Below are 24024 nucleotides of genomic sequence, written 5' to 3' on the forward strand. Positions count from 1 at the left end.
CCTATTTATAGTGGAATCACGCCCGGGCCGGGCGTGTCAAGCCGTGCCGTCGGACGGAGGGCGGGTTCCGTGAACCGGGTCGCGCCCCGGAGCGGGCTCAGCGGCCCATCGACGCCAGTGCCGCGAAGCCCACCGCCATCAGGATGAAGGCGCCCACCAGCAGCACGCCGAAGATGATCAACACGACCAGGGCGACCGTGCCCAGTTCGTCGCGCTGGCGCTCCGGCTGCGAGGTGAAGGCCCACTTGTCGACGACCAGGGTGTCGCAGATCAGGTCGTGCAGGCCCTGCTTGCGGGAGGTGAAGGCGGCCATGATCAGGCCGATGGCCAGGAGCAGGCCGCTGAGCAGGTAGGCCCAGTAGCGGCCGAAGCCGCGCAGGAAGCTGATCCGTTCGCCGTCCGTCCGGACCACCTTGATCCCGATCGCCAATTTGCCAGGCGTGGCCGTCAGGCCTGCCGTGGAATGGAACCAGGCGTACGCGATGGCGGTGAGCAGATAGGACGTGATCGTCTCGCCGGGGTTGAGCACGTCGGCGGCTCCGGAAAGGCCGCCGGCGAACGAGCTGCCGAAGCCCAGCAGACCGCCAACGATGGCTGCCACGATGCCCACCGGAATACCGATGGCGAAGGCATCGATGACGCTGGCCGCCACCCGCTTCCAGAATCCTGCATAGACCACGTGGCCTTCGTACACCGGCCTGCCGGCGTATCCGCCGATGTCGGCGCGCGGCGCCGCATACGGCGAAGCGGTGGGCGCGCCGCTATCCGCCGTCGCCGCGGTGCGCGCGACAACGGGCTCGGACGGGCTGGCGTGCGGGGGCGTGTATTGGGTGTAGGTGGGTTCGCTAGCGGTGAACACCGCGCGTCCGGTGAGGGGGCGCTCAACGGGTGCTTCGGTTTCGACGGCCATGGGTGCTGGCGGGATCGCCGACGCGACGGGTGCGCTGGCGGGCGCCGGATCACCGATTCCCAGTTCCGCTGCGATGTCGCCCAGCGGCGTCCACTGCGACATGCCCTCGCGCCATGCGAGCGACGCGCGTGTCAGTGCACCGGAGCGATAGAGCTGGGCGATGGACTCCGCAGCGACGGGCCCTTGTCGCTGGTGTTGCGGATCGACGTAATACCACTGGGTCATGTGAGGTGCCTGCGGGGAGGATCCCGCGATCAAGGGGAGAGAGAAGGAAGCGGGCGGCGGGTGTTCACGAAGGCAGGTTGCCCAGCATCATGGCGCCCATCACGGCATACATGGCGATCGCGCCAACGATCACGACAGCCGCGAGGACCAGGATCACGATGGTTACCGTGCCCAGGTCTTCGCGCTGGCGCTCCGGATGGGCGGTAAACGCCCATTTGTCGACCACCAGCGTGTCGCACATCATGTCGTGCAGCGCCTGCTTGCGCTCGGTGAACGCGACCATCAGCGCCGAAATCAACACGCCCAGGCCGCAGGTGACGGCGCTGAACATCACATAGGCCAGCGCACGCAGGAAGTTGCGCCAGAATCCGGCGCGTTCGCCGCTGGTCCGCACCACTTTGATCCCCACGGCGAGCTTGCCCAGGCTTGCCTGCATCGACGAAGACTGCATCCAGCCGAAGTACACGCAGGGTGCCAGGATCAGGATCGGGTACATCGCCAGGATGGCCGCCACGCCGGCACCGGTCGCCATCGCGTTGTCGCCGCCGCCGGCGCCCATGACGCTCACACCGAGCAGCATCAGCGGGACGATCAACGCGTAGCTCATGACGGTGGTGACGATGTTGTCGATGAACGACGCGGCAAAGCGCTTCCACAAGCCCGCCTGCACGACACGACCGCCAGCGACGAAGCTGTGCGTCGAGGTGAGCTGGGCGCTGGGCGGCGCATACGGCACGTGCGCCGGATCGGGTGCCTCCTCGGCGACGGGTTCCATCGGTGGCAGCGCGGTAACGGGGACGTCCAGCTCGGAGGCGAAATTCCCGAAGGGCTGCCAATCGTCCAGGCCATCGCGCCAAACCAGCGACTCCGCGGTGAGGCGGCCGTTGCGCGCGTGCGCAGCGAGCTCATCGGCCGTGAAAGGCCCCTGCCGCTGCCCCCCGGCGTCGGCGTAGTACCAGTGCGTCATTCCCGTGTTCCCCTGTCATGTGCGCGGCCCGCGTCGCCGCGCTGACGTTGTCAGCCGCGGCAATCCATCGGCAACCACTTGTCTTCGACTTCAGACGAGCAGTGCCACTCTGCGTGGTCGCTACCCAGGTCCCACCACAGTTTGCGGCCGTCGATGTTGGTGTTGCCGAAATTGCCGAGCTCCAGTTCGAACCCGCAGGTGCCGTCTTCGAACTCACCGATGGTGGCGCGGGTGACGTACGTACTGGCATAGCTATCGGGTGTACCGAACGTGGCTTCCCCGTTGCGGGGGCACCGACCCTGGTTGATGTGGAACTCCTGCACGTCGACCTTCAGCGATTGACTCGCGCTGACCGCCTGCACGACCTTGGCGCGCAGCGTGTAGTCCTGGTAGGCCGGAAGCGCGATCGCGGCGAGGATGCCGGCAATGCCGATGCACGGCACCACCATGACGGCGGCGACGATCAAGGCGACCTTGCCGCCGGACATGCCTTGTTTCTGAGGCGGTGCCGGTATGGATCGAGGCGGGGCGGCCCGTGCTGGCGCGATGGCTGGCGGCACCGGTGGAGGCGCCGTAGACGTCGTTTCGTCGATGGCCGCATGCAGGCCGAGTTCGTCGGCGACATCGCGCAATGGCAGCCATTGTGGCAAGCCTTCGCGCCAGACGAGGCTGTCCAGCGTGATGCGACCGTAGCGGTAGTGCGTCCCCAATTCTTCCGCCGTCACCGGGCCGTGCTGTTCACGGCTCCGGTCGGCGTAATACCAACCCGACATGCTTCCCCCAGAAGCGGTACCGACGTCTCAGTGTACCGGTTCGGGCTCGTCGGCAAACATCTGGGTTTCCATCCAGGCGTAGGCGGCTTCCGAGCCGGGCTGGTTGAACAGCACCATGAGCACGACCCACTTCAGGTCGTCCAGGTCCAGTTCGTCCTGGTCGAGGGCCATCGCACGGTCGAGGACCAGTTCACGCTGGTCTGCGTCGAGCACACCGTGCTGCTCCAGGAAAAGCAGGAAGCCGCGGCATTCCACGTCCAGCTTTTCCAACTCAGGACCATGGAACACACGGGTCGGGCCGCCCACGCGCGGGTTCGCTGCACTGGGCCGTTGGTCGGCGAGTGCATCGAGCCAGTCGAAGGCCTTGCTGATCTCGGTGGGGCTGAAGCCGGCCTGGATCAGGCCGTTCTGGAGAGAGTCGCGGTCGCGGACCGGGTCCGCGTCTTCGGTGAAGTAGTGTTCGAACAGGTAAAGCAGTACGTCCAGGATGCTCTCTTTCATTGCCCCTCGGCCTGCGTCGACGACGCTGTGGAGGTGAAGAAACCGGTCTTTCTCTGGTATCGGCCGTGTTCCGCCGTTACTAAGCCATCCAGTTCCATGACCAGCAGCATGGAGGACAGTTCCGCGGCCGTCAATCGGGTACGTGAGACGAGCTGATCCATACCTGTTGGGTCATGACCAAGCGCTTCCCACAAGGTCTGGTAGTCCGGTGCCAACGCACGAGGTGCGTTCCCCGCGCTGGGCGGGGGTCCCCATTCAGTTTCGCCAAGGCGTTCACGCAGTGCATTGGCGAGATCAGCGGCCAGCGGTGCCAGCGCACTGAGGATGTCATCCGCGCCTTCGACCAAGGCCGCGCCCTCGCGGATCAGGCGGTGGCAGCCGCGCGCCATCGGGTTGTGGATGGAGCCGGGGACGGCGAAGACCTCCCGGCCCGCCTCGACTGCCAGGCGAGCCGTGATCAAGGCGCCCGAGCGCTCCGCGGCCTCCACCACCAGCGTGCCCAGCGCCAGGCCCGCGAGGATCCGGTTGCGGGCCGGGAAGTGGCTGCGCAGCGCCGGGGTGCCCGGCGGATGTTCGCTGACGACCGCGCCGTGGGCGGCGATGCGGTCGCGCAGGCCGGCGTGGTGCGGCGGATAGGCCAGGTCCGTGCCGGTGCCCACCACCGCGATGGTGGCGCCGTCGGTGGTGGCGAGCGTGGCTTCATGGGCGGCAGCGTCGATTCCCCGCGCCAAGCCGCTGGCGACAACGATGCCGGTCGAGGCGAGGGCGCGGGCGAAACGCTGTGCGTTCTCGCGCCCGCCTGCGGTCGGCGAGCGGCTGCCGACGACGGCCACGGAGGGTCGCCAAAGCAGGCCAGGATCGCCTTCGATGAAAAGCGCGAGCGGCGGGCTGGGGCCGCGACGGAGGGGCGCGGGGTAGTCGGCGTCGTGCCAACCGATCAGGTGATGCCCCGGGCGCTGGAGCCATGCGAGGGTGCCCGTCAGCACCTCGTCGTCCGGGTTGCGGAGGGCGTCGGCCTGCGTCGAAGCCAAGCCGGCGTCACGCCATGCGGCATGGCCGGCGCCGAGCGCCGCGGAGGGCGTGCCATGTGCCTCCAGTAGCCGGCGACGGGGTAATACGGGGCCGCCGGCCAGGACGAGCCGAGCCAGCGCGTTCACGTCTTCGTTGGGCATCCCGCGAGCGTAGGCAGGAAACGACGACGGCGCCCTCGGGCGCCGTCGCAGTGGTGCGTAGGAGTTGCCTGAAGCGGATCAGTAGGTCGCGTCAGGGTGCTTCAGCTCGTAACCCACGCGGGTCGCTTCCACGCCTTCCATGACCAGCGCGTAGCTGACCTTGTCGAAGGTGCGGAACACCATCGCGTGGCTGGCGTACTCGTCGGGCAAGGTGACGCGGCCTGCGCCCGACTTCGGCGATTCGCTGACGCGCGAGGATTCCGGATGCGCCATGCGGTTGGCCGCGTGGCTGCCGTTGCGCCAGATCGAGAACACGGTGCCATTGTCCACGCCGTCCAGGCGGCCGCCGGAAATGGCGATGACGTCGCGCGGGCCACCAGAGGTCAGTGCGTCGGCCACGGCAAGCACGCGCAGCTTGCCAGCCGGATCGGCCGCCGGCGGGTGCGGGAAGAAGTGCAGGTCGTACGGCTGGGCGTCCACCGGGATCAGACGATCGCCGACACGGACTTCCATGCCGCCGATGTCGACCAGCAGCGTGCTGACTTCGGTACCGGGCACTACGCCGCGGGTGAAGGTGGCCAGGTTGACCTTGGCCAGTTCGTAACCCAGCAACTCGCCCTTGCCGGTCTGCTCGGTGACTTCCTTCCACATGTCGACTTCGCCGCGAATCGTCTTGCCGCGGAAATCGAGGTCCTGCGAGCGCGGATTGTCGGTGAAGCGGGCGGTCGGGCGGACGATGGCGAAGCGCTGGCCGGGCTGGGCGCCGTCCAGGCCGCGCACATAGATGTTGTGGCCACCGGAGCTGCGCAGGCGATCTTCGTCCAGGCCGGCCACGTGCGGCAGGCCCTCGAAGCTGTCCACCACGCGGCGATCCTTCAGGAACGGCTCGATGTCGGACAGGGGAATGGCATTCAGTGGTGCGTCCTGGCGCGGACCCGGCTGCACGGCCACGCGATCCAGGTACGCCAGGCTGATGACGTCACCGGGATAGATCAGGTGCGGGTTCTGGATCTGCGGGTTGGCCTGCCAGATCTCCGGCCACAGCCACGGCTTCTTGAGGAAGCGGGCCGAGATGTCCCACAGGGTGTCACCCCGCTTGACCACGTAAGTGTCGGGATGGCTCCCCGCCATCTCGGCCGCGGTCGCGTAGGTGCCGACGGTCAGCACCGCAACGGCGAGAACCGTACGAAAATATTTAAACATGGCGGTATCTACCTGATTCCCCGACAGGTGGTCAGCACTATAGTCCAGAAAACCCGGCGCAACGCAAGCGCCCTTGTTAGAATTCGTGAGGCCTTGCCGGATTCCGCAGGCACCCCCATCTCGAGACGTACCATGGCACTGCTCTCCATCCTCGAATTCCCCGACCCCCGCTTGCGTACGAAGGCGGTACCGGTCGACGCCGGAAACGTGACGACGCCCGAATTCCAGCGCCTGCTCGACGACATGTTCGAGACCATGTACGACGCACCGGGCATCGGCCTGGCGGCCAGCCAGGTGGACGTGCACCAGCGCTTCATGGTCATCGACGTCAGCGAGGAGAAGAACCAGCCGCAGGTCTTCATCAATCCCGAGCTGAGCGAGCAGGCCGGCGAACAGGTCTACCAGGAAGGGTGCTTGTCCGTGCCCGGCATCTTCGCCGATGTCACCCGGGCCGATGAGATCACGGTGCGCTTCCTCGATCGCCAGGGCCAACCGCAGGAACTGCGTGCCGATGGTCTGCTCGCGGTCTGCATCCAGCACGAAATGGACCACCTCGACGGCAAGCTGTTCGTGGACTACCTCTCGCCGCTGAAGCGCGAGATGGTGCGCAAGAAGCTCGCCAAACAGCGCAAGCACGTCGCCTGAGGCGACCGCGGGGACGGGATGCGCGGGTCCGACCCCACCCGTCCCGCCAGCCCTTTACCGGAACCCGCCCCATGAGAATCGTCTTCGCCGGCACGCCGGCGTTCGCCGTGCCCAGCCTTCGCGCCGCGCATGCCCACCATGAAGTGGTGGCCGTCTACACCCAGCCCGATCGTCCCGCAGGCCGCGGACGCGGCCTCACGCCGTCGCCGGTGAAGCTGGAGGCGATCCAGCGTGGCATCCCCGTGCTGCAGCCGCTGTCGCTGAAGAAAAAGTCTACCCAGGACGCGCTGCGCGAGTTGCAGCCCGACGTGATGATCGTCGTGGCCTACGGTCTGATCCTGCCGCAGGCAGTGCTCGACATCCCGCAGTACGGTTGTTGGAACGTACACGCCTCGCTGCTGCCCCGCTGGCGCGGTGCCGCGCCGATCCAGCGCGCGATCGAAGCCGGCGATGACGAGACCGGCGTCTGCCTGATGCAGATGGAGGCCGGGCTGGATACCGGCCCGGTGTTGCTGGCGCAAAGCCTCGAGATCGGCGCGGAAGAGACCGGTGGGCAGCTGCACGATCGGCTGTCCGACCTGGGCGCCCAGGTACTGCGGGATGCGTTGGGCCTGCTGCGTGCTGGCGTCCGCCTGCCGCCGCATCCCCAGCCGGAGGAGGGTGTGACCTACGCGCACAAGCTGGACAAGGCCGAAGCGAAACTCGACTGGGCGCAGCCGGCGGAGGCGCTGGCGCGCAAGGTGCGCGCCTTCAATCCATGGCCGGTGGCCGAGGCGCATCTGGCAGGTGAACGGTTGCGCATTCACGGTGCCGTGGCCGTGGACGAAGCGCACGAGGCGGCGCCGGGCACCCTGCTGGGCGCGAGTCGCCAGGGGCTGGACGTCGCATGCGGCCATGGCGTGCTACGTCTGCGCGTCGTCCAGCGCGAAGGTGGGAAAGCGATCACCGCGGCCGACTACCTCAACGCGCGGCGCGACCTGGTGACGTCGTGACTGGGCAAGCCGGCGTGGCGGTGCGGGTGCTGGCGACACGCGTGGTCGATGCCGTGATGCATCGCGGCCGATCGCTCAAGGCCGAGTTGGCCAACACCCTGCCCGGTATCGAAGACGTGCGCGACCGCGCGCTGCTGGAAGCCATCTGTTTCGCCGTGCTGCGCGCGCGGACGCGGAGCGATGCCGCACTGGCGCAATGGATGCCCCGGCCCCTCGGTCCTCGTGACAACGAACTCAAGGCCCTGCTGCACGTAGGCTTCGCGCAACTGGTCGTGCTGGGACTGCCGGCGCATGCCGCGGTCTCGGCGACCGTGGAAGCGGTACGCGTGCTTGGACGCCCCCATCAGGACAAGCTGGTGAATGCGCTGCTGCGGCGTGCCCAGCGCGACGGCCTGCCCGCGTCGACGCCCGAGTCGGCGTGGCCGACCTGGCTGCGCGCTCAGGTGCGGAAGGATTGGCCGGCCGAGGCTGACACGCTGTTCGCCGAGAGCATGCGCGAAGCGCCGTTGTGGCTGCGGGTCAACCGGCAGCATGGCAGTCGCGACGCATACCGTCAGCGGCTTGTTGAGGCCGGGCTGTCGACCGAAGCGCCGGACGACATGCCGGATGCGTTGCTGTTGCGAGAGCCGGTGGCGCCCACGACGTTGCCCGGCTTCGCGCAGGGGGATGTGTCCGTGCAGGACGGTGCAGCGCAACGCGTTGCCGATCTCGTGGAAGGACTTCCGTCGGGGGCACGCGTGCTCGATATGTGCGCAGCGCCGGGCGGCAAGTCGGCGCACCTGCTGGAGCGTGACCCGACCCGTCGCTTGCTCGCGATGGACGTGGATGCGCGTCGGCTGCAGCGCGTCCAGGAGACGCTGCAGCGGGTAGGCCTGCGCGCCGAGATGAAGGCCGCCGACGCGACCGATCCGGCCGCATGGTGGGACGGCGAGCCCTTCGATGCCGTTTTGCTCGATGCTCCCTGCTCGGCTACCGGCATCGTGCGCCGCCAGCCGGATGTCCTGCTGCACCGGCGCGCGGAGGATCTCGACGCGCTGACGCGCCTGCAAGCGCGTTTGCTGGACGCCGCCTGGCACGTACTGCGGCCGGGCGGCCGCTTGGTGTACACCACCTGTTCGGTCCTGCGTGCCGAGAATGCGCAACAGGTGGATGCTTTCCGCGGACGCCATCCCGAGGCCGTGATCGAGCCGCTCGGTGCTATTTGGGGGCGCGAGGATGCCGGCGGTCGCCAGTGCCTGCCCGGTGAGCGCGATATGGACGGCTTCTTCTACGCCACCCTCCGAAAAGCGTGAACGCGATTGCAGGATGCAGCCGCGGTCGCGCGGTTGTGACCACGCGCGGCATGCCAGCGGGCTATTTCGGCGATACTGCGAGCTGATGCAGTGTCACCATGACGTCACCCAGGCTTGACGCCTGAGCGGGATGGAAGGAGCAGACTCAGGTTCCCATCCCGTCCGGTCGCTGCACCTTTGAACGTGCCGTCGCACTACGCAGAACCCGAGGTCATGCAGGTCAGGAGCCATCGTCGACAGGATGTCGCACGCGCACTCGCGTGGCTGGCGGGCTTCAGCGCCGTCGCCCTGCTGGTCGTGCCCAAGGGACTTTCGATCTTCGCCGCCCTGATGCTGGTCGCGACGTGCGTTGCGTTGCCCGAGGCCTGGCGGTCTGCGCGCGAGCGGCTTCCGCGCGCCGTGTTGGGCCTGATGCTCGCCGTGCTCGCCGTGCTGGCGATGTCGGCATTCTCGGCGTGGGCCAGTGGCGCGAATCTCTCCGCTCTCGACAACGTCTCGCGATGCCTGTTGCTGCCATGGTGCGCATGGCTGGCCTGGGTGACCCGCATCCGCACCTCATGCCTTTGGTACGGTGCGCTGGCCGGCCTGCTGGTCGCCTTCGTCCTGTCGATCATGGAAACGTGGTCGGGTGCGCCGCGGGCCGGCGGCGAAGCCAACCCCATCGTGTTCGCCAACGCGGTACTGGTCCTGCTGGTGGTCGCCGTATTCGCCCGACCCGCTCGGACCGGCTTTTCGATGCAACTGCTGCTGGCCCTCATCGTGGCGCTGGCCGTGGTGGCGATCACCCTGAGCGGTAGCCGGGGCGCGTTGCCGGGGCTGGTCCTGGTCCTGCTGATGCTCTTCGTCGGCGGCGCTCCCCAGCATCGGTGGCGACGGCTGGCGATGGTGTCGGGCCTCTTCGCGGCGCTGTTCGTTGCGCTGTGGACGGTGCCCTGGCTGTCCACGCAGTTCCGGCTGGATCAAGTGCACGCGGACGTCTCCGGCTACTCGAACGACCAGGTCGACCAGCCCATCAGTGCGCGCATGGGGCTGCTGACGGTCGCCTGGGGCGCCTTCAGATCGGCGCCGCTGACGGGCGTGGGCGTGGGGAGCTTCGCCCAGCGCGTGGACGACAGCCGCTACTGCCAGCAGGCGCCGCGACACTTCTGCGGCCTCGAACATGCGCACAACGATCTCGCACAGTGGGGTGCGACGATGGGGATCGGCGGCATCGCCGCCCTGCTGCTGCTCTATGGCGCGCCCCTGATGATCGCGGCGGGCCAGGTCCGCCGGCTCAAGCCGGACGTGCCCGTCGGTGCTGCCTGGACCGCGGGCATGCTGGTCGCGGTTTATCTGGTATCAGGGTTGACGCAGTCGATGTTCTCGCATGCGCTGAGCACCAGTGCCTACGTTGTCATCGTCGGCCTGCTGCTGGGCTGCGCGTTATCGCCGTTGCCAGCGCCGGACAGGCCAGACGGGCGTAGCTGAAGTTTCGTTTCACATTTCTAAATGTCGGTGGAACGCCTTTGTAGACCGCGCGTTCTCTCACATTTGAGTCATCAAGCGATTCCTACACTCTGCGCTCCCCCCTGCAGTGCCCCCCTATGCGCCACGTCAACCTGATCGGTTGGGACAACGGTGTCGGCTTGAGCCGTGACTTGCGCCTGATCGAGCAGGCGTTGCGCGATGCAGGATTCCAGGTCGCCATCCAGCCGGCCCGCGGGCGCGGCAAGCTGCGCAAATGGTTGGGTCCCTGGTTCCAGCGCGCGGCGATCGCGGGCCGGCGCTTGGCCCGGCGCAAGCGCTTCGACCTGAATCTGATGCTCGAACACATCACCCCGGAGTTCTTTGGGGCGGCCGAGCGAAATGCCTTCATTCCGAACCCCGAATGGTGCCTGCCGCGCGACGTGCGCCGCCTGCCGCGGGTCGACCGCGTGCTCACCAAGACCTCGCACGCCACGGGCATCTTCCACCGCCACGGCTGTGAGGTCGCGCCCGTCGGGTTCACCAGCACGGACCGCCACCTGGACAGCGTGCCGCGTCAGCGAAGCTTCCTGCACCTGGCTGGGCGCAGCAGCGCCAAGCGCACGCGGTTGGTGCTGGAGACCTGGGCACGTCACCCCGAGTGGCCGGTGCTGACCGTGGTGCAACATCCGCGCATGGCGGACTTCCGCCCGCAGGCGGCCAATATCGTCCACCGGGTGGACTACCTGGATGACGCCGAACTGCGCGAAATCCAGAACGCCAACCTGTTCCACCTGTGTCCTTCCGAGACCGAAGGCTTCGGCCACTACATCGTCGAGGCATTGAGTGCCGGGGCGATCGTGCTTACGACCGATGCCGAACCGATGAACGAACTGGTGACCGCCGAGCGCGGCGTGCTGATCCCGTTCTCGCAGACCGGCCAACAGCAACTGGCTACGCGCTACCTGGTCGAAGCGGAGGCGCTGGAGTGCGCGGTGACGGCGGCGCTGACGCTGGATGAGGCGCAGATCAAGGCCAAGCAGGCCGCGGCCCGCGACTTCTATCTGCAGAACGATCGGGCCTTCCGCGAGCGCTTGGCCGCGGCCGTGGCGGCGATGATCGATGGTGCCGGCACGGTCAACGCGACACGACGGCTGCCCGCGGCCCCGGGTGAGGCGTACGTCCCGCTGCCTGCAGCGCAGGCGTAGCGCCCAGCGCGCCTTGCCGACCCTGTAGCGCGCGGGCGTAGCCGTCGCTGCGGGTAGAATCGTGGCATGTCTCTCCTGCCCGTCTCCCTCGTCGTCATCACCCACAACGAGGCGTCCAACATCGCGCGTTGCCTGGATAGCGTGCCGTTCGCCGCGGACAAGCTGATCGTGGACAGCGGCAGCACCGACGCCACTGTCGCCATCGCCCAGGCCCATGGCGCGCGCGTCGTCCACCAGGATTGGCTCGGCTTCGGCCCGCAGCGGAATGTCGCCAGCACGCACGCGACCCACGATTGGATCCTGGTGCTGGACGCGGACGAGTTCCTTTCGCCCGAGCTGGCCGCCGACCTGCAGCGTGCGCTGCCCGCTCTGATCGCCTCCGACAAGGCCGGCGCCTGGTTGCGTCGGAGCACCTGGCTGATGGGCGCGCCGATGCGCTGGTACCGGCCGATGGTCGGCGAGCGGATGGCGCGGTTCTACCATCGCGGACGCGCGCGCTGGACCGATGCGCGCGTGCACGAATCCTTGCGTTTCGACGGCGAGGCGGCCGAGTTCAAGGCGCCGTTCAACCATGCCGACAATCCCAGCCTGGCGCACAAGCAGCTGAAGGTCCTGCGCTACAGCGAACTCAAGGCGCTCGACTGGCGCGACAAGCGGCGCCCGGTGCGGATGTGGCTCACGCCGCTGGTCTACCTGTCCACGTTCTTCAAGGACTACGTGCTGCGCCTGGCCTGCCTGGATGGCTGGCGCGGCTTCATCATCGCGCAGACGGCGGCGAGCTACGCCGTCTACAAGCGCATGCGCTATTACGAAATGCAGCGGAACCCGGCCTCCATCGACGCCGCGCACGCCAAGCTCGCCCAACACGGACTGGAACACTGATGGCCAAGCACTACCTCCTCTACGGCTCCGAGCGCTATGCGCTGGCGATCCTGCGGCCCGTGCAGGAGGCCATCCGTGCGCGCGGCGGCGAGGCGGCCTGGTTCTTCGACGGCCCCGGCGCCGAGGACCTGCATCCCGACGAGAAGCTACTGACGACGACCGAGGAGGTCCGTCGCTGGAACGCGATCGCCGTGATCACCGGCAGCAATGCGGTGCCGCACTTCTTCCCCGGCGTGAAAGTGGAAACCTTCCACGGCTTCGACGCGGGCAAGCCGCGCCACATCTACATCCGTGGGTTCTTCGATCTCTACTGCACTACCGGGCCACGCGACACGGCGCAGTTCAAGGCAATCGCCGACAAGGTGGGCCATTTCCGCGTCGTCGAGACCGGCTGGCCGAAGATCGACCCCTTCATGCAGGAAATCGCCGGTGGCGTGCCACCCGTGCGCCAGCCGCCGGTCATCCTCTACCACTCGACGTTCTCGCCGTCGTGGAGCGCTGCAGAAACGCTGTACGAGGAAGTGAAGCGGCTTTCGCGCACCGGCGAATGGAAGTGGATCGTCACCTTCCACCCCAAGATGGATCCGTCCACCGTGGCGAAGTTCCGCGCGCTGGAGAACGAACACCTGCGCTTCGCGGACGACGACAACATCCTGGAATTGTTCCCACAGGTGGACATGATGTGCTCGGACACCTCGTCCGCGCTCAACGAGTTCCTGCTGACCCACAAGCCGGTGGTGACGTTCAAGAACCGCCGTCCGGGCCCGCAGCTGATCGATATCGACGATCCTGCGCAATTCGAGCCGGCGATCCGCCGCGCACTGTCGCGGCCGCCCGAGCTGATGGAAGCGATCGCGGCTTACGCCGACAGCATCCATCCCTACCGCGATGGTCGTTCCAGCGAGCGCGTCCTCGATGCCATCGATGCCTTCATCGCGGCGGGCGCACGCAACCCGAAGCCCAAGCCGATGAATTTCTGGCGGAAGCTCAAGATCCGCAAGCGCATCGGGTACTGGGGCCCGGCCTGAGCGCTGCCAAGGGCGGCGAGCCTCACCAGCGGAGACGGCGGCGGGACAATGCGCTGGAAAGGCGCTCGAAGGTGGCGTGCGCCTCAGCTTCCGGAACGAACCTCAGCGCCAACGGTGCGGCGATGCCATTCGCGCCGGCGGTGTCCAGCCACAACGACGCCGTGCCGCAGGCATGGTCCAGCGGTGAGCGGGACAGGCGCAGGGCCTGCAGCTTGTCGATCTCGGCGAAGCGCCAGTAGCGCGACCACCAGCCGCCGCGGACCGCAACGAGATGTTCGTCCAGCGACCAGCCCATCCGGGACGACTGCCGGTGCGCCGCGTAGGCGGCCACAGGGAGCCATGCGAGCGCGCACCAGGCCCACGGCCCCAGGTGCCAGGCGGCCAGGGCGGTGACGGGCAGCAGCCAGGCCACGGTCGGCAGCAGTAAGCGCCAGCGCGCGGACGCGGCGACAGGCTGCCAGTCTTCGCGCGGCCACGCTCCCTGCGCGAGCAGGTGACCCAGCAGGGCATCGCAGGCCTCGGGCGTGGCGATCGGCGCGAGGTCCTTCAATGCACGCTGGTCCTGTTGACCGGCCTTCTCGGCCACCGCGGTATCGATGCGCAACGAACGACGTCCGAACCATCGGTGCAGCACGCCCTCCTGCAGCGTCCATGCCTGGATGCGCCGACGCGCCACGCTGGTGCGCAGGCGCGCGAGCAGCCCGCGCTCCACCATCAAGCGGCGCGCATCTTCGGTCAGCCGGAAACCATGGAACTGCAGCAGCGCCAGCACTACCGAGAGCAGGCGGACCAGGCCAAGGGCGAGCAGCACGAGCGCCGCGACGCCGGCTGCGCCGGCCAGCCATCCCAGGTGCAGTTGTTCGGCATAACCGAAGGCCTGCTTGGCGCCCTGGCGGAAGAACTGCTCGATCATGCGCTCCGGCAGGATCTGCCAGGCCGCACCGAAGGCCGCCGCCACCACGATCATGCCGCGGTTGGAAATCAGGCCCAGCCGGATCACTTCCGCGGTCGACAACGACAGCAGGGTCGGATCGGCCTCCCGTGTTTCGGCGTCCGGCGATGCCGCAAGCCCGGGTGCGGGACCGCGGACCTGATGGCGCACCAGGTCCTCCAGCGCGAGTGCGTCGCGCAGGCCGAGCACGCGCATCTGCGCTTCCGGCTTCTGCCCGCCGGCGGATTCCAGCCTCACTTCCGCGACGCCGAACACCCGGTGCAGCAGCGACTGGTGCACGACCACGTTGTGGATCCGCGAAAACGGGATCTCGCGCCGTGAGCGGTGCAACAGGCCCTCACGCACGGTCAGGCCGTCACGGCCGATCACGTAGCGGTAGGTGAAGTACTGCAGGATCGCCAGCGTCACCAGCACGACGATGCCGATGAAGGGCGCCAGCGAGATCCACAGGTCGTCGTCGCCCTTGCGCGCGCCGAACACGAGCAGCGCCGCCAGCGGAAAGATGAACTGCTTGAGTTGTTGCAACAGCACGAACAGCCACGACCACGGATGCAGGCGGCGTTCGGGCGAGGTGGTGTCCAGGGCGACGTCGTCCATCACAGCGCGTCGTCGTGGTCCAACTGGGTCGCCAGGCGCTCGCGCAGGCGCTCGGCATCATCGACATCCAGCCCGGAGATCGAGACCGCCGCCATGCGGGTGCCTGCGGTGTGCACCACCAGCGTCGAGAGGCGCGCGCTGCGCTCCAAGGGGCCGCGCTTCAGGTCCAGGTGCTGCACGCGCGAGATCGGCACGTGCGTTTCGCTCTGCCACCAGTTGCCGCGGCGCACGGCCAGGCCTTGATCGTCCAGTCGCCAGCGCGTCCGGCGATGGCGCTTCACCGCGACCCAGGCGCCCAGCAGGGCGCCCACGCCAGCAGCCAACGGCACCGCCACCCAAGGCGAGACCAGGTCGCTGGTGCGCGAGATGAAGAAGGCGGGGAACCCCAGCGGGAACAGCAACGCAGCGCCGCCCAGCGCGGCCAGCCAAGCGCCGCGCGACGGCAGCGCCTGCCAGGAAGACGGAGCCGGCGGTGCGGCGGTGTCGTGATCGGTCTGCATCAAAGCCTGCTCGCTCTCATTTCGTCGATGGCGCGATAGTCCAGCACGTAGTCGCGCCCGCTGCGGTACTTGCCCAGTCGCGCCTTCATGCGCTTCTGGATCGGGCCGCGCCTCTCCTTGGAAACGTCCGCATCTGCGGTCATCTTCTCGATCGCGAGCGCCTGGAACTGCACGGCCTGGGTGAAATCACCGTTCGCCGCCAACGCAGAGGCCACCGTATCCAGTTCGTGCCAGCCGAGTTCGTCCTTGCGCTGGATCATGAACTGCGCCAGTTCCAGTGCGCGGGCGGCCTCGCGCTGACCCGGAACGGGGCAGGTGGCGAGGATCCACACGCGCTCGTTGCGCGCCTGCTTCGCCCCGGCCTCTTCCGCGCGCGCGGCCCATTCCTCGGCCTGGTGGCAATCGCGGGCCATGCCGGCCAGGCCGTCATGGTGGTACTGGGCCATGGCCAGCAGCGCTTCGGGGTCGACGCCCTGTGCGGCGGCACGCTTGAGGTGGGGAAGCGCGCGCTGCATGGCGTCGTCGGAATACTTCCCTTCTTCGGTGATCGCCATCGAGGCCAGCCACGCGGCCTTCGCTTGGCCGCCCTCGCTGGCTTTTTCCAGCCAGGCGAGGCCTTCCGTCGTGTTCTTCGGGACCATCTGCGGCAAGCCCCCGCTGTATTGCAGCGCGCCGTAGGCGAACTGGGCGAAGGCGTCGCCGGCCTCGGCCTTGCTGCGAACGGCACGCAGGCGCGAGCGGAACGGTGCGGCATAGTCCGGCCAGCTTTCGTTGAGGCGCGTGCGCATGGCCGCATCGTCCATCGGCGTGCGGTCCAGCAGGGCCATGCTCGGGGCCTCGTCTTCCAGCAGGCCCGCCAGCGCCAGCTCCATGGTGCGGACCTCGCCGAGCCCGGCCTGTTTGAACGCCTGGTCCATGTAGACCGATACGTCGGGTATCAGCGATTCGTACCGGTAGCGCCATTGCCCATCCTCGCGGACCAGGATGGGGCCGAACTGGAACTGGCTCTCCGTCGGTGGTGCGACCTCACCCACGGCCAGGTCATCGACCACGGTGACGTTGGACAGCGAGAGGATGGGCCGGTCTTCGTTACCCTCTTCCACGCCGGACCAGCCTTCGGTCATGCACAGGCGGGCCACGGCACGGTTGTCCATCGCCTTGAGCGCGTCGGGTTGTTGGGTGGCGCGCAGCAGGTAGACCGTGATGCGGTCGCCGCTGGGTAGCCGTCGGACCTGTTCCGGCGAGGCGTAGAGCGCCATGTCGCGCAGGAAGCCGAAGTGGACCAGGCTGGAGGCGGCCAGCAGGTCGACGCTCTCCGCCTTGTTCTGGCTACTCAACTCGGCATAGCGGTCCCATGCCTGCGACACCTGATTCAACGCGGCCGGGTCTTGCGCGGCCACCGCGGGGACCACAAGCCATCCCGCCAACCATCCTGTCAGCCACCTACGCGTGCGCATCGCATCCCCCGTGTGTTGTCCCCTTCAGCGGTAGGGATTGTCCTCGCCGCTGCCCTCCGGCCGCAGGGTATAGCGTTTGTACGTCCACTGGTACTGCGCGGGATCGCGTCGCGCGATGCGCTCGACGACCTGGTTGAGCACCGTCACGGCCGCGACCGGATCCGCATCCGCGATGCCGGTGGGCGCTGGCTCCACGTGCAGTGCGAAGTCGGGGCCGGGCCCGATCCGCTCGCACCAGGCGAACAGGACGGTCGCCCCGGTGCGTTCGGCCAGGCGCGAGACCAGCGTCATCGTCAGCGCCTGCGTGCCGAAGAAGGGGGCGAACTCACCGTCGCCGGCTTTCGGTTGCTGGTCAGGCAGGATGCCGACGGCGCCGCCCTCCTTGAGCACCTTCCACAGCTGGCGCACGGCAGGGCCTTCAGCCCGCACCTGGCGGATGTTGTCCGCGCCGCGCACGCGCAGCAGGAAGGCATCGCCGACGGCCGATTCAGGCGGTCGGTAGACGATCGCGATGGGGCCACGCGAGGCCAGCCACTGGTTGAGCAGCTCCCAGTTGCCGAAGTGCGGGGCCGCCACGATCACGCCCTTGCCACTGGCCAGCGCCGCGTCATAGAGCGCTTCGCCGTGGCGCTCGCGCAGCAGTGCCAGGTTTTCGGCCGGGGGGCGGGTCCAGAAGCGGAGCGTTTCCAGGGCCTGCCGGGAGGTGGTGCGCAGGATGGCCTCGTGCAGCGCCTCCCGCTGGCCGGGCAACAGATCCGGGAAGGCGATCTCCAGGTTGCGGCGCGCGACCCGGCTTTCGCGGGCGTCGGATCGGCGCCAGGCCCAGGCCATGGCATCGCCCAAGGTGCGCAGCCAGGGCCAGGGCAGGCGACCGAGCAGGGCGGCGGCGTGGTAAGCGAGCGAGGCGAGCGTGGCCGGTTTCATCCGGGGAGTGTAGCCAACCGGGGCGGCGCACCCGAGGCAGGAAGGCGGTCCGATGCTGCGGCTATCCTGTCGCTCCCGTTCGAGGAGCCCACCCATGCTGTCCCTAATCCAGCGCGTTGCTTCGGCCACGGTCACGGTGGACGGCGAGGTCGTCGGCGCCATCGACGACGGTCTGCTGGCGTTGGTGGGCGTGGAGCCGGGCGATGGCGAATCGCAGATCGCACGGATGGCGGAGCGACTGTTGGGCTATCGCGTGTTCGCGGACGAGGCGGGACGGATGAACCGGTCCTTGGCCGATACGGGCGGCGGACTGTTGCTGGTGAGCCAGTTCACCCTGGCCGCCGACACCCGCTCGGGAATGCGGCCCAGCTTCACCACCGCCGCTCCCCCGGCCGAGGCTGAACAGGGCTTCAACCGGCTCGTCGCGTTATGCAGGGAAAAGCATGTCGGGAGGGTGGAAACCGGGCGTTTCGGTGCCCATATGGTGGTCAGCCTCGTCAATGACGGGCCCGTGACCTTCCTGCTTCGGCCATGACGTTCTCCCCTTGTCGGTGGCCGGGGTTCAGGAGCCCAACCCGGTCCGGGCTGGTATAATACGGGGTTCTCCCTTCCTCACTTCCCGGTGGCGCAACCTCCATGGCCAACGAACGTCCTGCCCAGCAGTCCGACATCAAGCTCTTGATCAGCAAGGGCCTGGAGCAGGGCTATCTGACTTACGCCGAAGTCAACGATCACCTGCCCGACGACCTGGTCGACCCGGAGCAGATCGAAGACATCATCGGCATGATCAATGGCATGGGCATCGATGTCCATGAAGTCGCGCCCGATGCCGAAACCCTGCTGCTCGCCGACGGCAACACCGGCAACCGCGAAGTCGACGAGACCGCCGCGGAAGAAGCCGCTGCCGCGCTGACGTCGCTGGATACCGAAGGTGGCCGCACCACCGACCCGGTGCGCATGTACATGCGCGAGATGGGTACCGTCGAGTTGCTGACCCGCGAGGGCGAAATCGCCATCGCCAAGCGCATCGAGGAAGGCCTGGCCCAGGTCCAGGCGTCGCTGGGCAACTTCCCGTGGTCCATCGAGCTGCTGCTGGAAGACTACGAACTGCACAAGGCCGGCAAGAAGCGCCTGGCCGAAGTCGTGGTCGGTTTCAACGACGTCGAAGAACCCGTCGAGAGCGCCCCGGTGGCCGAAGAGGCCGCCGACGCGAGCGAGGACGAGGACGAAGACGAGGACAGCGGCGACGACGTGGCCGAAGAAGCCGCGCCGACCGGTCCCGATCCGGAAGAGGTCGCGCGCCGCATGCAGGTGCTGGCCGACGGCTACGCCAAGTTCAAGAAGTCGTACGCCAAGAACGGCCCGGAGAACAAGGCTGTCGCCAAGCTGCGCAGCGAACTGGCCGAGACCTTCGTCACCCTGAAGCTGCCGCTGCCGCTGACCGACACGCTGGTCCGCAAGCTGCGCGAAGTGATGGCGCAGATCAAGGACCACGAGCGTCGCGTGCTGCACCTGTGCGCGAACGTCGCCAAGATGCCGCGCAAGGAGTTCCTGCGTGCCTGGGAAGGCAACCAGACCAACCTGGGCTGGGTGGACGAAGTCCTGAAGCGCAAGCAGAAGTGGTCCTCGGGCCTGCGCGACGTCAAGGACCAGATCGTCTCCGAGCAGGAAGCCACCATCGCGGTCGAGCAGGCGATGCACCTGACGCTCGCCGACATCAAGGAAATCAGCCGTGCGATGGCCTATGGCGAAGCCAAGGCGCGCAAGGCGAAGAAGGAGATGGTCGAGGCCAACCTGCGCCTGGTGATCTCCATCGCCAAGAAGTACACCAACCGCGGCCTGCAGTTCCTCGACCTGATCCAGGAAGGCAACATCGGCCTGATGAAGGCGGTCGACAAGTTCGAATACCGCCGCGGCTACAAGTTCTCGACCTACGCCACCTGGTGGATCCGCCAGGCGATCACCCGCTCGATCGCCGACCAGGCGCGCACCATCCGCATCCCGGTGCACATGATCGAGACGATCAACAAGCTCAACCGCATTTCCCGCCAGATGCTCCAGCAGTACGGCCGCGAGGCCACGCCGGAAGAGCTGGCGAAAGAAATGGACATGCCGGAAGACAAGATCCGCAAGGTGATGAAGATCGCGAAGGAACCGATCTCCATGGAGACCCCGATCGGCGACGACGAGGATTCCCACCTGGGCGATTTCATCGAGGACACCAACGTGGAGTCCCCGATCGAGAACACCACCAACATCAACCTGCAGGAAACCGTCCGCGACGTGCTGGCCGGCCTGACCCCGCGGGAAGCCAAGGTGCTGCGCATGCGCTTCGGCATCGACATGAATACCGACCACACGCTGGAAGAGGTCGGCAAGCAGTTCGACGTCACCCGCGAGCGCATCCGCCAGATCGAGGCCAAGGCGCTGCGCAAGCTGCGTCACCCGTCGCGGTCGGAACAGCTGCGCAGCTTCCTCGATATCGACTGACGCAACGCGCGGTGATGCACCATCCAGGCGCGGCCCTTCGGGGTCGCGCTTTTTTTTGGTGCAATGTCGGCGGCGCGCGCATCGCCGCCTTGCCATGACCGTCACATCACGCTCTCTACACTGACGCCATCACCACGGTCAGAGAACCGCGTGCAACGACGAGACGCACTCAAGAGCGCGCTCGCCATCGCACTGCTGGGCGGCGTGCCCCGCGTGCTGGCGCAGGCAACGACAACGGCGAATGCCGCCGCACCTTCGACACGCTTCACGATGGAAACGGTTCCAGACTTGGCCCGCGCGCTGGCCGGGCAGCCGTACCGTGCGCCGGACGAAACGCTGCCCGCGGCGCTGGATACCGGCTACGACGCCTACCGCGACCTGCGCTTCGATCCGCAACAGGCGATCTGGCGCAAGGAAGGCCTGCCGTTCCAGGTGCAGATGTTCCATCGCGGCTTCCTGTTCAAGCAGCGTGTCGAGCTGTACCGCGTGGAAGGCGATAGCGCGACGCCGATCGCATACACGACCGAGCTGTTCTCGTTTCCGCCGGGCACGAAGCCCGAACTCGGCAGCGATCTCGGCTTCGCCGGCTTCCGCGTGCATACGCCGCTCAATGCGCCGGACGTTTACGACGAACTGATCGCCTTCCTCGGTGCGAGTTATTTTCGTGCGCTGGGCAAGGGGCATGCATACGGCCTGTCTGCGCGTGGACTCGCGTTGGGAAGCGGCGATGCGGGAGCGGAGGAGTTCCCGGTCTTCCGCGCGTTCTGGATCGAACAGCCCGCGCCTGGCGCCGATCATCTGGTCGTGCATGCGCTGCTCGACAGCCCGAGCGTGGCCGGCGCGTTCCGCTTCGACATGAAGCCTGGTGCCGAGACCGTTATCGATGTGCAGTCGCGTCTGTATCCGCGCGTCGACCTGGCGCGTGCCGGCATCGCGCCGCTGACCAGCATGTTCGAGTTCGATGCGGGCGATCGCGTGGGCACCGACGACTACCGGCCCGCGGTGCACGATTCCGATGGACTGGCGATCTTCAACGGTAATGGCGACCAGATCTGGCGGCCGTTGAGCAATCCGCCGCGCGTGCAGAGCAGCGCCTTCATGGACACGCATCCGCGAGGCTTCGGCCTGATGCAGCGCAAGCGCGGCTTCGGAGACTACGCCGACATCGAAGCGCGCTACCACCAGCGCCCCAGCCTGTGGATCGAGCCGCGCAGCCGGTGGGGCAAGGGCGCGGTGACGCTGGTGGAAATCCCGACCGGCGACGAATACCACGACAACATCGTGGCGTTCTGGCGTCCGGACAAGCCGTTGCGCGCGGGTCGCGAGCATCGCTTCGACTACCGCATGCACTGGTGCGACATGCATGCATGGCAGTCGGCACTGGCCGTGGTCAGCGACACGCGCATCGGCGCGGCACCGGATCCGGCGCGTCGGCTGGTGGTGATCGACCTGGAGGGTGGGCGCCTGGCCTCGATGCCGCGCGACGCGAAGCTGACGCCGGATGTCTGGGCAGCGCGCGGCGAGGTGAGCGGTGCGGTCGTGTATCCGAATCCGGAAACGCAGGGCTGGCGCCTGAGCTTCGAGTTCCGTCCGAACACCGACAGCGCCGACGGGCGTGACGTCGAACTGCATGCGCGCGTGTTGGAGGGGCACGCGCCGCTGTCCGAAACCTGGCTGTACCGCTGGAGCACTTGAGCATGAACAGAACCCCCGACCACGATTCCACTACGCAGACGTGGCTGCCGCCGGAAGCACCGCTCGACATGCCCGTACAGGACCTGTCGACGGGGCGGCTTGCGTCGCGCCGTTTGCCAACGTCGCCCTCCGACATGCCGTGGCGCCGTGCGGTCGTGATGGGCGGGGCAACGATGCTCACCTTGCTGGCGACCTACCAGGTGTGGTGGGTGCTGCGTGGCGACGGCATCGACATGCTGGAAGGCGTGGTGCTCGGGTTGTTCGTGGCGCTGTTCGCATGGATCGCGCTGGCGTTCTCGAGCGCGCTGGCCGGCTTCGTCCAACTGGTGTCGCATCGGTCGATGCCGCTGGGCATCGATCCCGATGCGCCGCTGCCCGAGCTCGCGACGCGCACGGCATTGCTGCTGCCGACCTACAACGAAGAGCCCGACCGTCTGCTGGCGGGCCTGCAGGCGATGCATGAATCCCTGGCGGAAACGGGACAGCTCGACCGATTCGACTTCTTCGTGCTCAGCGACACCACCAAACCCGAGGTCGCCCGGGAGGAGGTGCGCGCCTTCGCGCAGTTGGTGCGGCGCCTTGGCCCGGCAGCGCGCGTGTATTACCGGCGCCGCGACAAGAACACCGAGCGCAAGGCCGGCAATATCGCCGAGTGGGTGCGCACGTTCGGCGCGGCTTACCCGCACATGCTGATCCTGGACGCCGACAGCCTGATGACCGGCGATACGCTGGTGAGGTTGTCGTCGGCGATGGAACGTAATCCACGGCTCGCGCTGGTGCAGACGTTGCCGATGATCGTCAACGGACGCACCTTCTTCGCGCGGATGCAGCAGTTCGCCGGGCGCGTCTATGGGCCGGTTCTCGCGCAGGGCGTCGCGTGGTGGCACGGCGCGGAGGGCAACTACTGGGGCCACAACGCGCTGATCCGTACCTCCGCCTTCGCCGCGCATGCCGGGCTGCCGCACCTGGGCGGCGGCAAGCCGTTCGCTGGCGCGGTGCTGAGCCATGACTTCGTCGAAGCCGCGTTGCTGCGCCGTGGCGGCTGGGCGGTGCACATGGCGCCGGCTTTGTCGGGCAGCTATGAGGAAGGTCCGCCGTCGCTGACCGACATGCTGGTGCGTGACCGCCGCTGGTGCCAGGGCAACCTGCAGCATGGCGCGGTGCTGCCCACACGTGGCCTGCATTGGCTCAGTCGCATGCACCTGCTGGTCGGCATCGGCCACTACTTCACCGCGCCGATGTGGGCGATGCTGATGCTGGCGGGCTTGGCGATCCCGCTGCAGCAGGCGGGCTTCTCGCTCGACCAGCCGCACCTGGAGGGATTCACGCCCGCCCTGTACTGGCGCGGCGGCGACCCGGAGCGTTTCCTGTGGGTGTTCTACTTCACGATGGCCGTGTTGCTCGCGCCGAAGGTGATGGGATGCGTGGCAACGCTGCTGCAACCGGAGCTGCGTCGACAGTGCGGCGGTGCGATCCGCATCATCGGCAGTGCTGTGCTGGAAACGGTGCTGGCGGCGTTGATGGCGCCGGTCACCATGTACGTGCAATCGCGCGGCGTGGCGGAAGTGCTGGCCGGCCGCGATTCGGGATGGGAAACCCAACGCCGCGACGACGGCAGCGTCCCGCTTGGCAGCCTGGTGCGTCGTTACGCGGGACTCACCGTGTTCGGTGCGCTGAGCGCCGTGCTGGCTTACCTCGTATCGCCCGCGCTCGCCGCATGGATGGCGCCGGTGGTGCTGGGCATGGTGCTGTCGGTGCCGATCAACGTGCTCACGTCGTCTCCGGCCGTGGGACAGTACTTGCGCGAACGTGGGTGGCTGCGTATCCCAGAGGAGTCCGCTCCGCCGGACGTCCTCGCGCGCGCGCTGAACTTGCGCGGCACGCCCGGCGCCGCAGCTTCGGAACAGGCCCCGTCCGGTACAATCCCGGCCCAGCGGGCCTATAGCTCAATGGTTAGAGCAGAGGACTCATAATCCTTTGGTTCCAGGTTCGAGTCCTGGTGGGCCCACCAAATAAGCGTCCAAGGTTGTCCGGAACAATCCAGAGAACGGCACAAAACCCCGCTAATTGTGGGGTTTTTTGTGCGTCACCGTCCAAGCGTGTCCAGTTGAATCCGAGAAAAAAGTGAGTCAGGCTGTGAGTCAGAGGGCGGCCGCAGGGGCGTCTGA

21 protein-coding genes and 1 tRNA gene are annotated in these 24024 nt (G+C 67.5%); 12 read left to right on the top strand and 10 right to left on the bottom strand.

Features of this window, described 5'->3' with window-relative positions:
* Nucleotides 1–97: 97 nt before the first annotated feature.
* The 6 genes from ACSION_RS18350 to ACSION_RS18375 form a co-directional block, all read right to left on the bottom strand.
* Nucleotides 98–1135, bottom strand: coding sequence for an RDD family protein (locus tag ACSION_RS18350; protein WP_435307206.1), 1038 nt, complete (start codon nt 1133–1135; stop codon nt 98–100).
* A 64-nt stretch (nt 1136–1199) separates the two neighbouring features.
* Nucleotides 1200–2102, bottom strand: a complete 903-nt coding sequence (locus tag ACSION_RS18355) for an RDD family protein (protein WP_435307207.1) — start codon at nt 2100–2102, stop codon at nt 1200–1202.
* Nucleotides 2103–2152: 50 nt separating this feature from the next.
* Nucleotides 2153–2875 carry a GYF domain-containing protein gene (locus ACSION_RS18360; protein WP_435307208.1) on the bottom strand — a complete coding sequence of 241 codons (723 nt, stop codon included), beginning with the start codon at nt 2873–2875 and terminating at the stop codon, nt 2153–2155.
* Nucleotides 2876–2902: 27 nt separating this feature from the next.
* Nucleotides 2903–3376 carry a DUF494 family protein gene (locus tag ACSION_RS18365; protein ID WP_093488439.1) on the bottom strand — a complete coding sequence of 158 codons (474 nt, stop codon included), beginning with the start codon at nt 3374–3376 and terminating at the stop codon, nt 2903–2905.
* Nucleotides 3373–4548: a DNA-processing protein DprA gene (dprA, locus tag ACSION_RS18370; RefSeq protein ID WP_435307209.1), complete on the bottom strand. Its 1176-nt coding sequence runs from the start codon at nt 4546–4548 to the stop codon at nt 3373–3375. Before dprA ends, ACSION_RS18365 begins: the two co-directional genes overlap by 4 nt.
* A 78-nt stretch (nt 4549–4626) precedes the next feature.
* Complete coding sequence (locus tag ACSION_RS18375; RefSeq protein ID WP_435307210.1) at nt 4627–5751, bottom strand: LysM peptidoglycan-binding domain-containing protein; 1125 nt, start codon at nt 5749–5751, stop codon at nt 4627–4629.
* Nucleotides 5752–5883: 132 nt separating this feature from the next.
* Between ACSION_RS18375 and def the strand changes: the two genes are divergently transcribed.
* The 7 genes from def (at nt 5884) to ACSION_RS18410 (ending at nt 13241) form a co-directional block, all read left to right on the top strand.
* Nucleotides 5884–6396, top strand: coding sequence for a peptide deformylase (gene def, locus ACSION_RS18380; RefSeq protein WP_093488435.1), 513 nt, complete (start codon nt 5884–5886; stop codon nt 6394–6396).
* A gap of 71 nt (nt 6397–6467) precedes the next feature.
* The gene (fmt, locus tag ACSION_RS18385) at nt 6468–7388 is read left to right on the top strand and encodes a methionyl-tRNA formyltransferase (protein ID WP_435307211.1); all 921 of its coding nucleotides are present in this window, start codon (nt 6468–6470) and stop codon (nt 7386–7388) included.
* On the top strand, nt 7385–8680 hold the full coding sequence (rsmB, locus tag ACSION_RS18390; protein WP_435307212.1) for a 16S rRNA (cytosine(967)-C(5))-methyltransferase RsmB: 1296 nt from the start codon (nt 7385–7387) through the stop codon (nt 8678–8680). Before fmt ends, rsmB begins: the two co-directional genes overlap by 4 nt.
* A 213-nt stretch (nt 8681–8893) precedes the next feature.
* Complete coding sequence (locus ACSION_RS18395) at nt 8894–10147, top strand: O-antigen ligase family protein (RefSeq protein WP_435307213.1); 1254 nt, start codon at nt 8894–8896, stop codon at nt 10145–10147.
* Between the two features lie 116 nt (nt 10148–10263).
* A complete protein-coding gene (locus tag ACSION_RS18400) occupies nt 10264–11331 on the top strand; it encodes a glycosyltransferase (RefSeq protein WP_435307214.1) in 1068 nt (355 codons plus the stop codon).
* A gap of 66 nt (nt 11332–11397) precedes the next feature.
* Nucleotides 11398–12213 carry a glycosyltransferase family 2 protein gene (locus tag ACSION_RS18405; RefSeq protein WP_435307215.1) on the top strand — a complete coding sequence of 272 codons (816 nt, stop codon included), beginning with the start codon at nt 11398–11400 and terminating at the stop codon, nt 12211–12213.
* Entirely contained in the window at nt 12213–13241 is a 1029-nt protein-coding gene (locus ACSION_RS18410) for a CDP-glycerol glycerophosphotransferase family protein (RefSeq protein ID WP_435307216.1), read from the top strand. Before ACSION_RS18405 ends, ACSION_RS18410 begins: the two co-directional genes overlap by 1 nt.
* Nucleotides 13242–13263: 22 nt before the next feature.
* Here the strand turns inward: ACSION_RS18410 and ACSION_RS18415 are convergent, their stop codons facing one another.
* From ACSION_RS18415 to ACSION_RS18430, 4 genes are read right to left on the bottom strand one after another with little or no spacing between them, the layout of a single operon-like run.
* Nucleotides 13264–14790: a PH domain-containing protein gene (locus ACSION_RS18415; RefSeq protein ID WP_435307217.1), complete on the bottom strand. Its 1527-nt coding sequence runs from the start codon at nt 14788–14790 to the stop codon at nt 13264–13266.
* Entirely contained in the window at nt 14790–15290 is a 501-nt protein-coding gene (locus ACSION_RS18420) for a PH domain-containing protein (protein WP_435307218.1), read from the bottom strand. The genes ACSION_RS18415 and ACSION_RS18420 overlap by 1 nt, the downstream gene beginning before the upstream one ends.
* Nucleotides 15290–16717: a hypothetical protein gene (locus tag ACSION_RS18425; RefSeq protein ID WP_435307219.1), complete on the bottom strand. Its 1428-nt coding sequence runs from the start codon at nt 16715–16717 to the stop codon at nt 15290–15292. Before ACSION_RS18425 ends, ACSION_RS18420 begins: the two co-directional genes overlap by 1 nt.
* Nucleotides 16718–16771: 54 nt before the next feature.
* Nucleotides 16772–17671: a lauroyl acyltransferase gene (locus ACSION_RS18430; protein WP_435307220.1), complete on the bottom strand. Its 900-nt coding sequence runs from the start codon at nt 17669–17671 to the stop codon at nt 16772–16774.
* A 94-nt stretch (nt 17672–17765) separates the two neighbouring features.
* Here ACSION_RS18430 and dtd point away from each other — a divergent pair, with 94 nt between their 5' ends.
* From dtd to ACSION_RS18455, 5 genes are all read left to right on the top strand, one after another.
* Nucleotides 17766–18206, top strand: a complete 441-nt coding sequence (dtd, locus tag ACSION_RS18435; RefSeq protein WP_435307221.1) for a D-aminoacyl-tRNA deacylase — start codon at nt 17766–17768, stop codon at nt 18204–18206.
* 101 nt (nt 18207–18307) lie between these two features.
* Entirely contained in the window at nt 18308–20161 is a 1854-nt protein-coding gene (rpoD, locus tag ACSION_RS18440) for an RNA polymerase sigma factor RpoD (protein WP_435307222.1), read from the top strand.
* A 150-nt stretch (nt 20162–20311) separates the two neighbouring features.
* The gene (locus ACSION_RS18445) at nt 20312–21856 is read left to right on the top strand and encodes a glucan biosynthesis protein (RefSeq protein WP_435307223.1); all 1545 of its coding nucleotides are present in this window, start codon (nt 20312–20314) and stop codon (nt 21854–21856) included.
* A gap of 2 nt (nt 21857–21858) precedes the next feature.
* Nucleotides 21859–23829, top strand: coding sequence for a glucans biosynthesis glucosyltransferase MdoH (gene mdoH / locus ACSION_RS18450; RefSeq protein WP_435307256.1), 1971 nt, complete (start codon nt 21859–21861; stop codon nt 23827–23829).
* Nucleotides 23792–23867: transfer RNA gene (locus tag ACSION_RS18455), tRNA-Ile, on the top strand. The genes mdoH and ACSION_RS18455 overlap by 38 nt, the downstream gene beginning before the upstream one ends.
* Nucleotides 23868–24024: the final 157 nt, after the last annotated feature.

The organism is Pseudoxanthomonas sp. LjRoot125, assembly GCF_964252705.1.
In the GTDB taxonomy this organism is placed as follows: Bacteria; Pseudomonadota; Gammaproteobacteria; order Xanthomonadales; family Xanthomonadaceae; genus Pseudoxanthomonas_A.

Excerpts from the sequence above, each read along its gene's own strand:
- ACSION_RS18350 (WP_435307206.1), bottom strand. The coding sequence starts at position 1,135 with ATGACCCAGTGGTATTACGTCGATCCGCAACACCAGCGACAAGGGCCC.
- ACSION_RS18355 (WP_435307207.1), bottom strand. The coding sequence starts at position 2,102 with ATGACGCACTGGTACTACGCCGACGCCGGGGGGCAGCGGCAGGGGCCT.
- ACSION_RS18360 (WP_435307208.1), bottom strand. The coding sequence starts at position 2,875 with ATGTCGGGTTGGTATTACGCCGACCGGAGCCGTGAACAGCACGGCCCG.
- ACSION_RS18365 (WP_093488439.1), bottom strand. The coding sequence starts at position 3,376 with ATGAAAGAGAGCATCCTGGACGTACTGCTTTACCTGTTCGAACACTAC.
- dprA (WP_435307209.1), bottom strand. The coding sequence starts at position 4,548 with ATGCCCAACGAAGACGTGAACGCGCTGGCTCGGCTCGTCCTGGCCGGC.
- ACSION_RS18375 (WP_435307210.1), bottom strand. The coding sequence starts at position 5,751 with ATGTTTAAATATTTTCGTACGGTTCTCGCCGTTGCGGTGCTGACCGTC.
- def (WP_093488435.1), top strand. The coding sequence starts at position 5,884 with ATGGCACTGCTCTCCATCCTCGAATTCCCCGACCCCCGCTTGCGTACG.
- fmt (WP_435307211.1), top strand. The coding sequence starts at position 6,468 with ATGAGAATCGTCTTCGCCGGCACGCCGGCGTTCGCCGTGCCCAGCCTT.
- ACSION_RS18395 (WP_435307213.1), top strand. The coding sequence starts at position 8,894 with ATGCAGGTCAGGAGCCATCGTCGACAGGATGTCGCACGCGCACTCGCG.
- ACSION_RS18400 (WP_435307214.1), top strand. The coding sequence starts at position 10,264 with ATGCGCCACGTCAACCTGATCGGTTGGGACAACGGTGTCGGCTTGAGC.
- ACSION_RS18405 (WP_435307215.1), top strand. The coding sequence starts at position 11,398 with ATGTCTCTCCTGCCCGTCTCCCTCGTCGTCATCACCCACAACGAGGCG.
- ACSION_RS18410 (WP_435307216.1), top strand. The coding sequence starts at position 12,213 with ATGGCCAAGCACTACCTCCTCTACGGCTCCGAGCGCTATGCGCTGGCG.
- ACSION_RS18415 (WP_435307217.1), bottom strand. The coding sequence starts at position 14,790 with ATGGACGACGTCGCCCTGGACACCACCTCGCCCGAACGCCGCCTGCAT.
- ACSION_RS18420 (WP_435307218.1), bottom strand. The coding sequence starts at position 15,290 with ATGCAGACCGATCACGACACCGCCGCACCGCCGGCTCCGTCTTCCTGG.
- ACSION_RS18430 (WP_435307220.1), bottom strand. The coding sequence starts at position 17,671 with ATGAAACCGGCCACGCTCGCCTCGCTCGCTTACCACGCCGCCGCCCTG.
- dtd (WP_435307221.1), top strand. The coding sequence starts at position 17,766 with ATGCTGTCCCTAATCCAGCGCGTTGCTTCGGCCACGGTCACGGTGGAC.
- rpoD (WP_435307222.1), top strand. The coding sequence starts at position 18,308 with ATGGCCAACGAACGTCCTGCCCAGCAGTCCGACATCAAGCTCTTGATC.
- mdoH (WP_435307256.1), top strand. The coding sequence starts at position 21,859 with ATGAACAGAACCCCCGACCACGATTCCACTACGCAGACGTGGCTGCCG.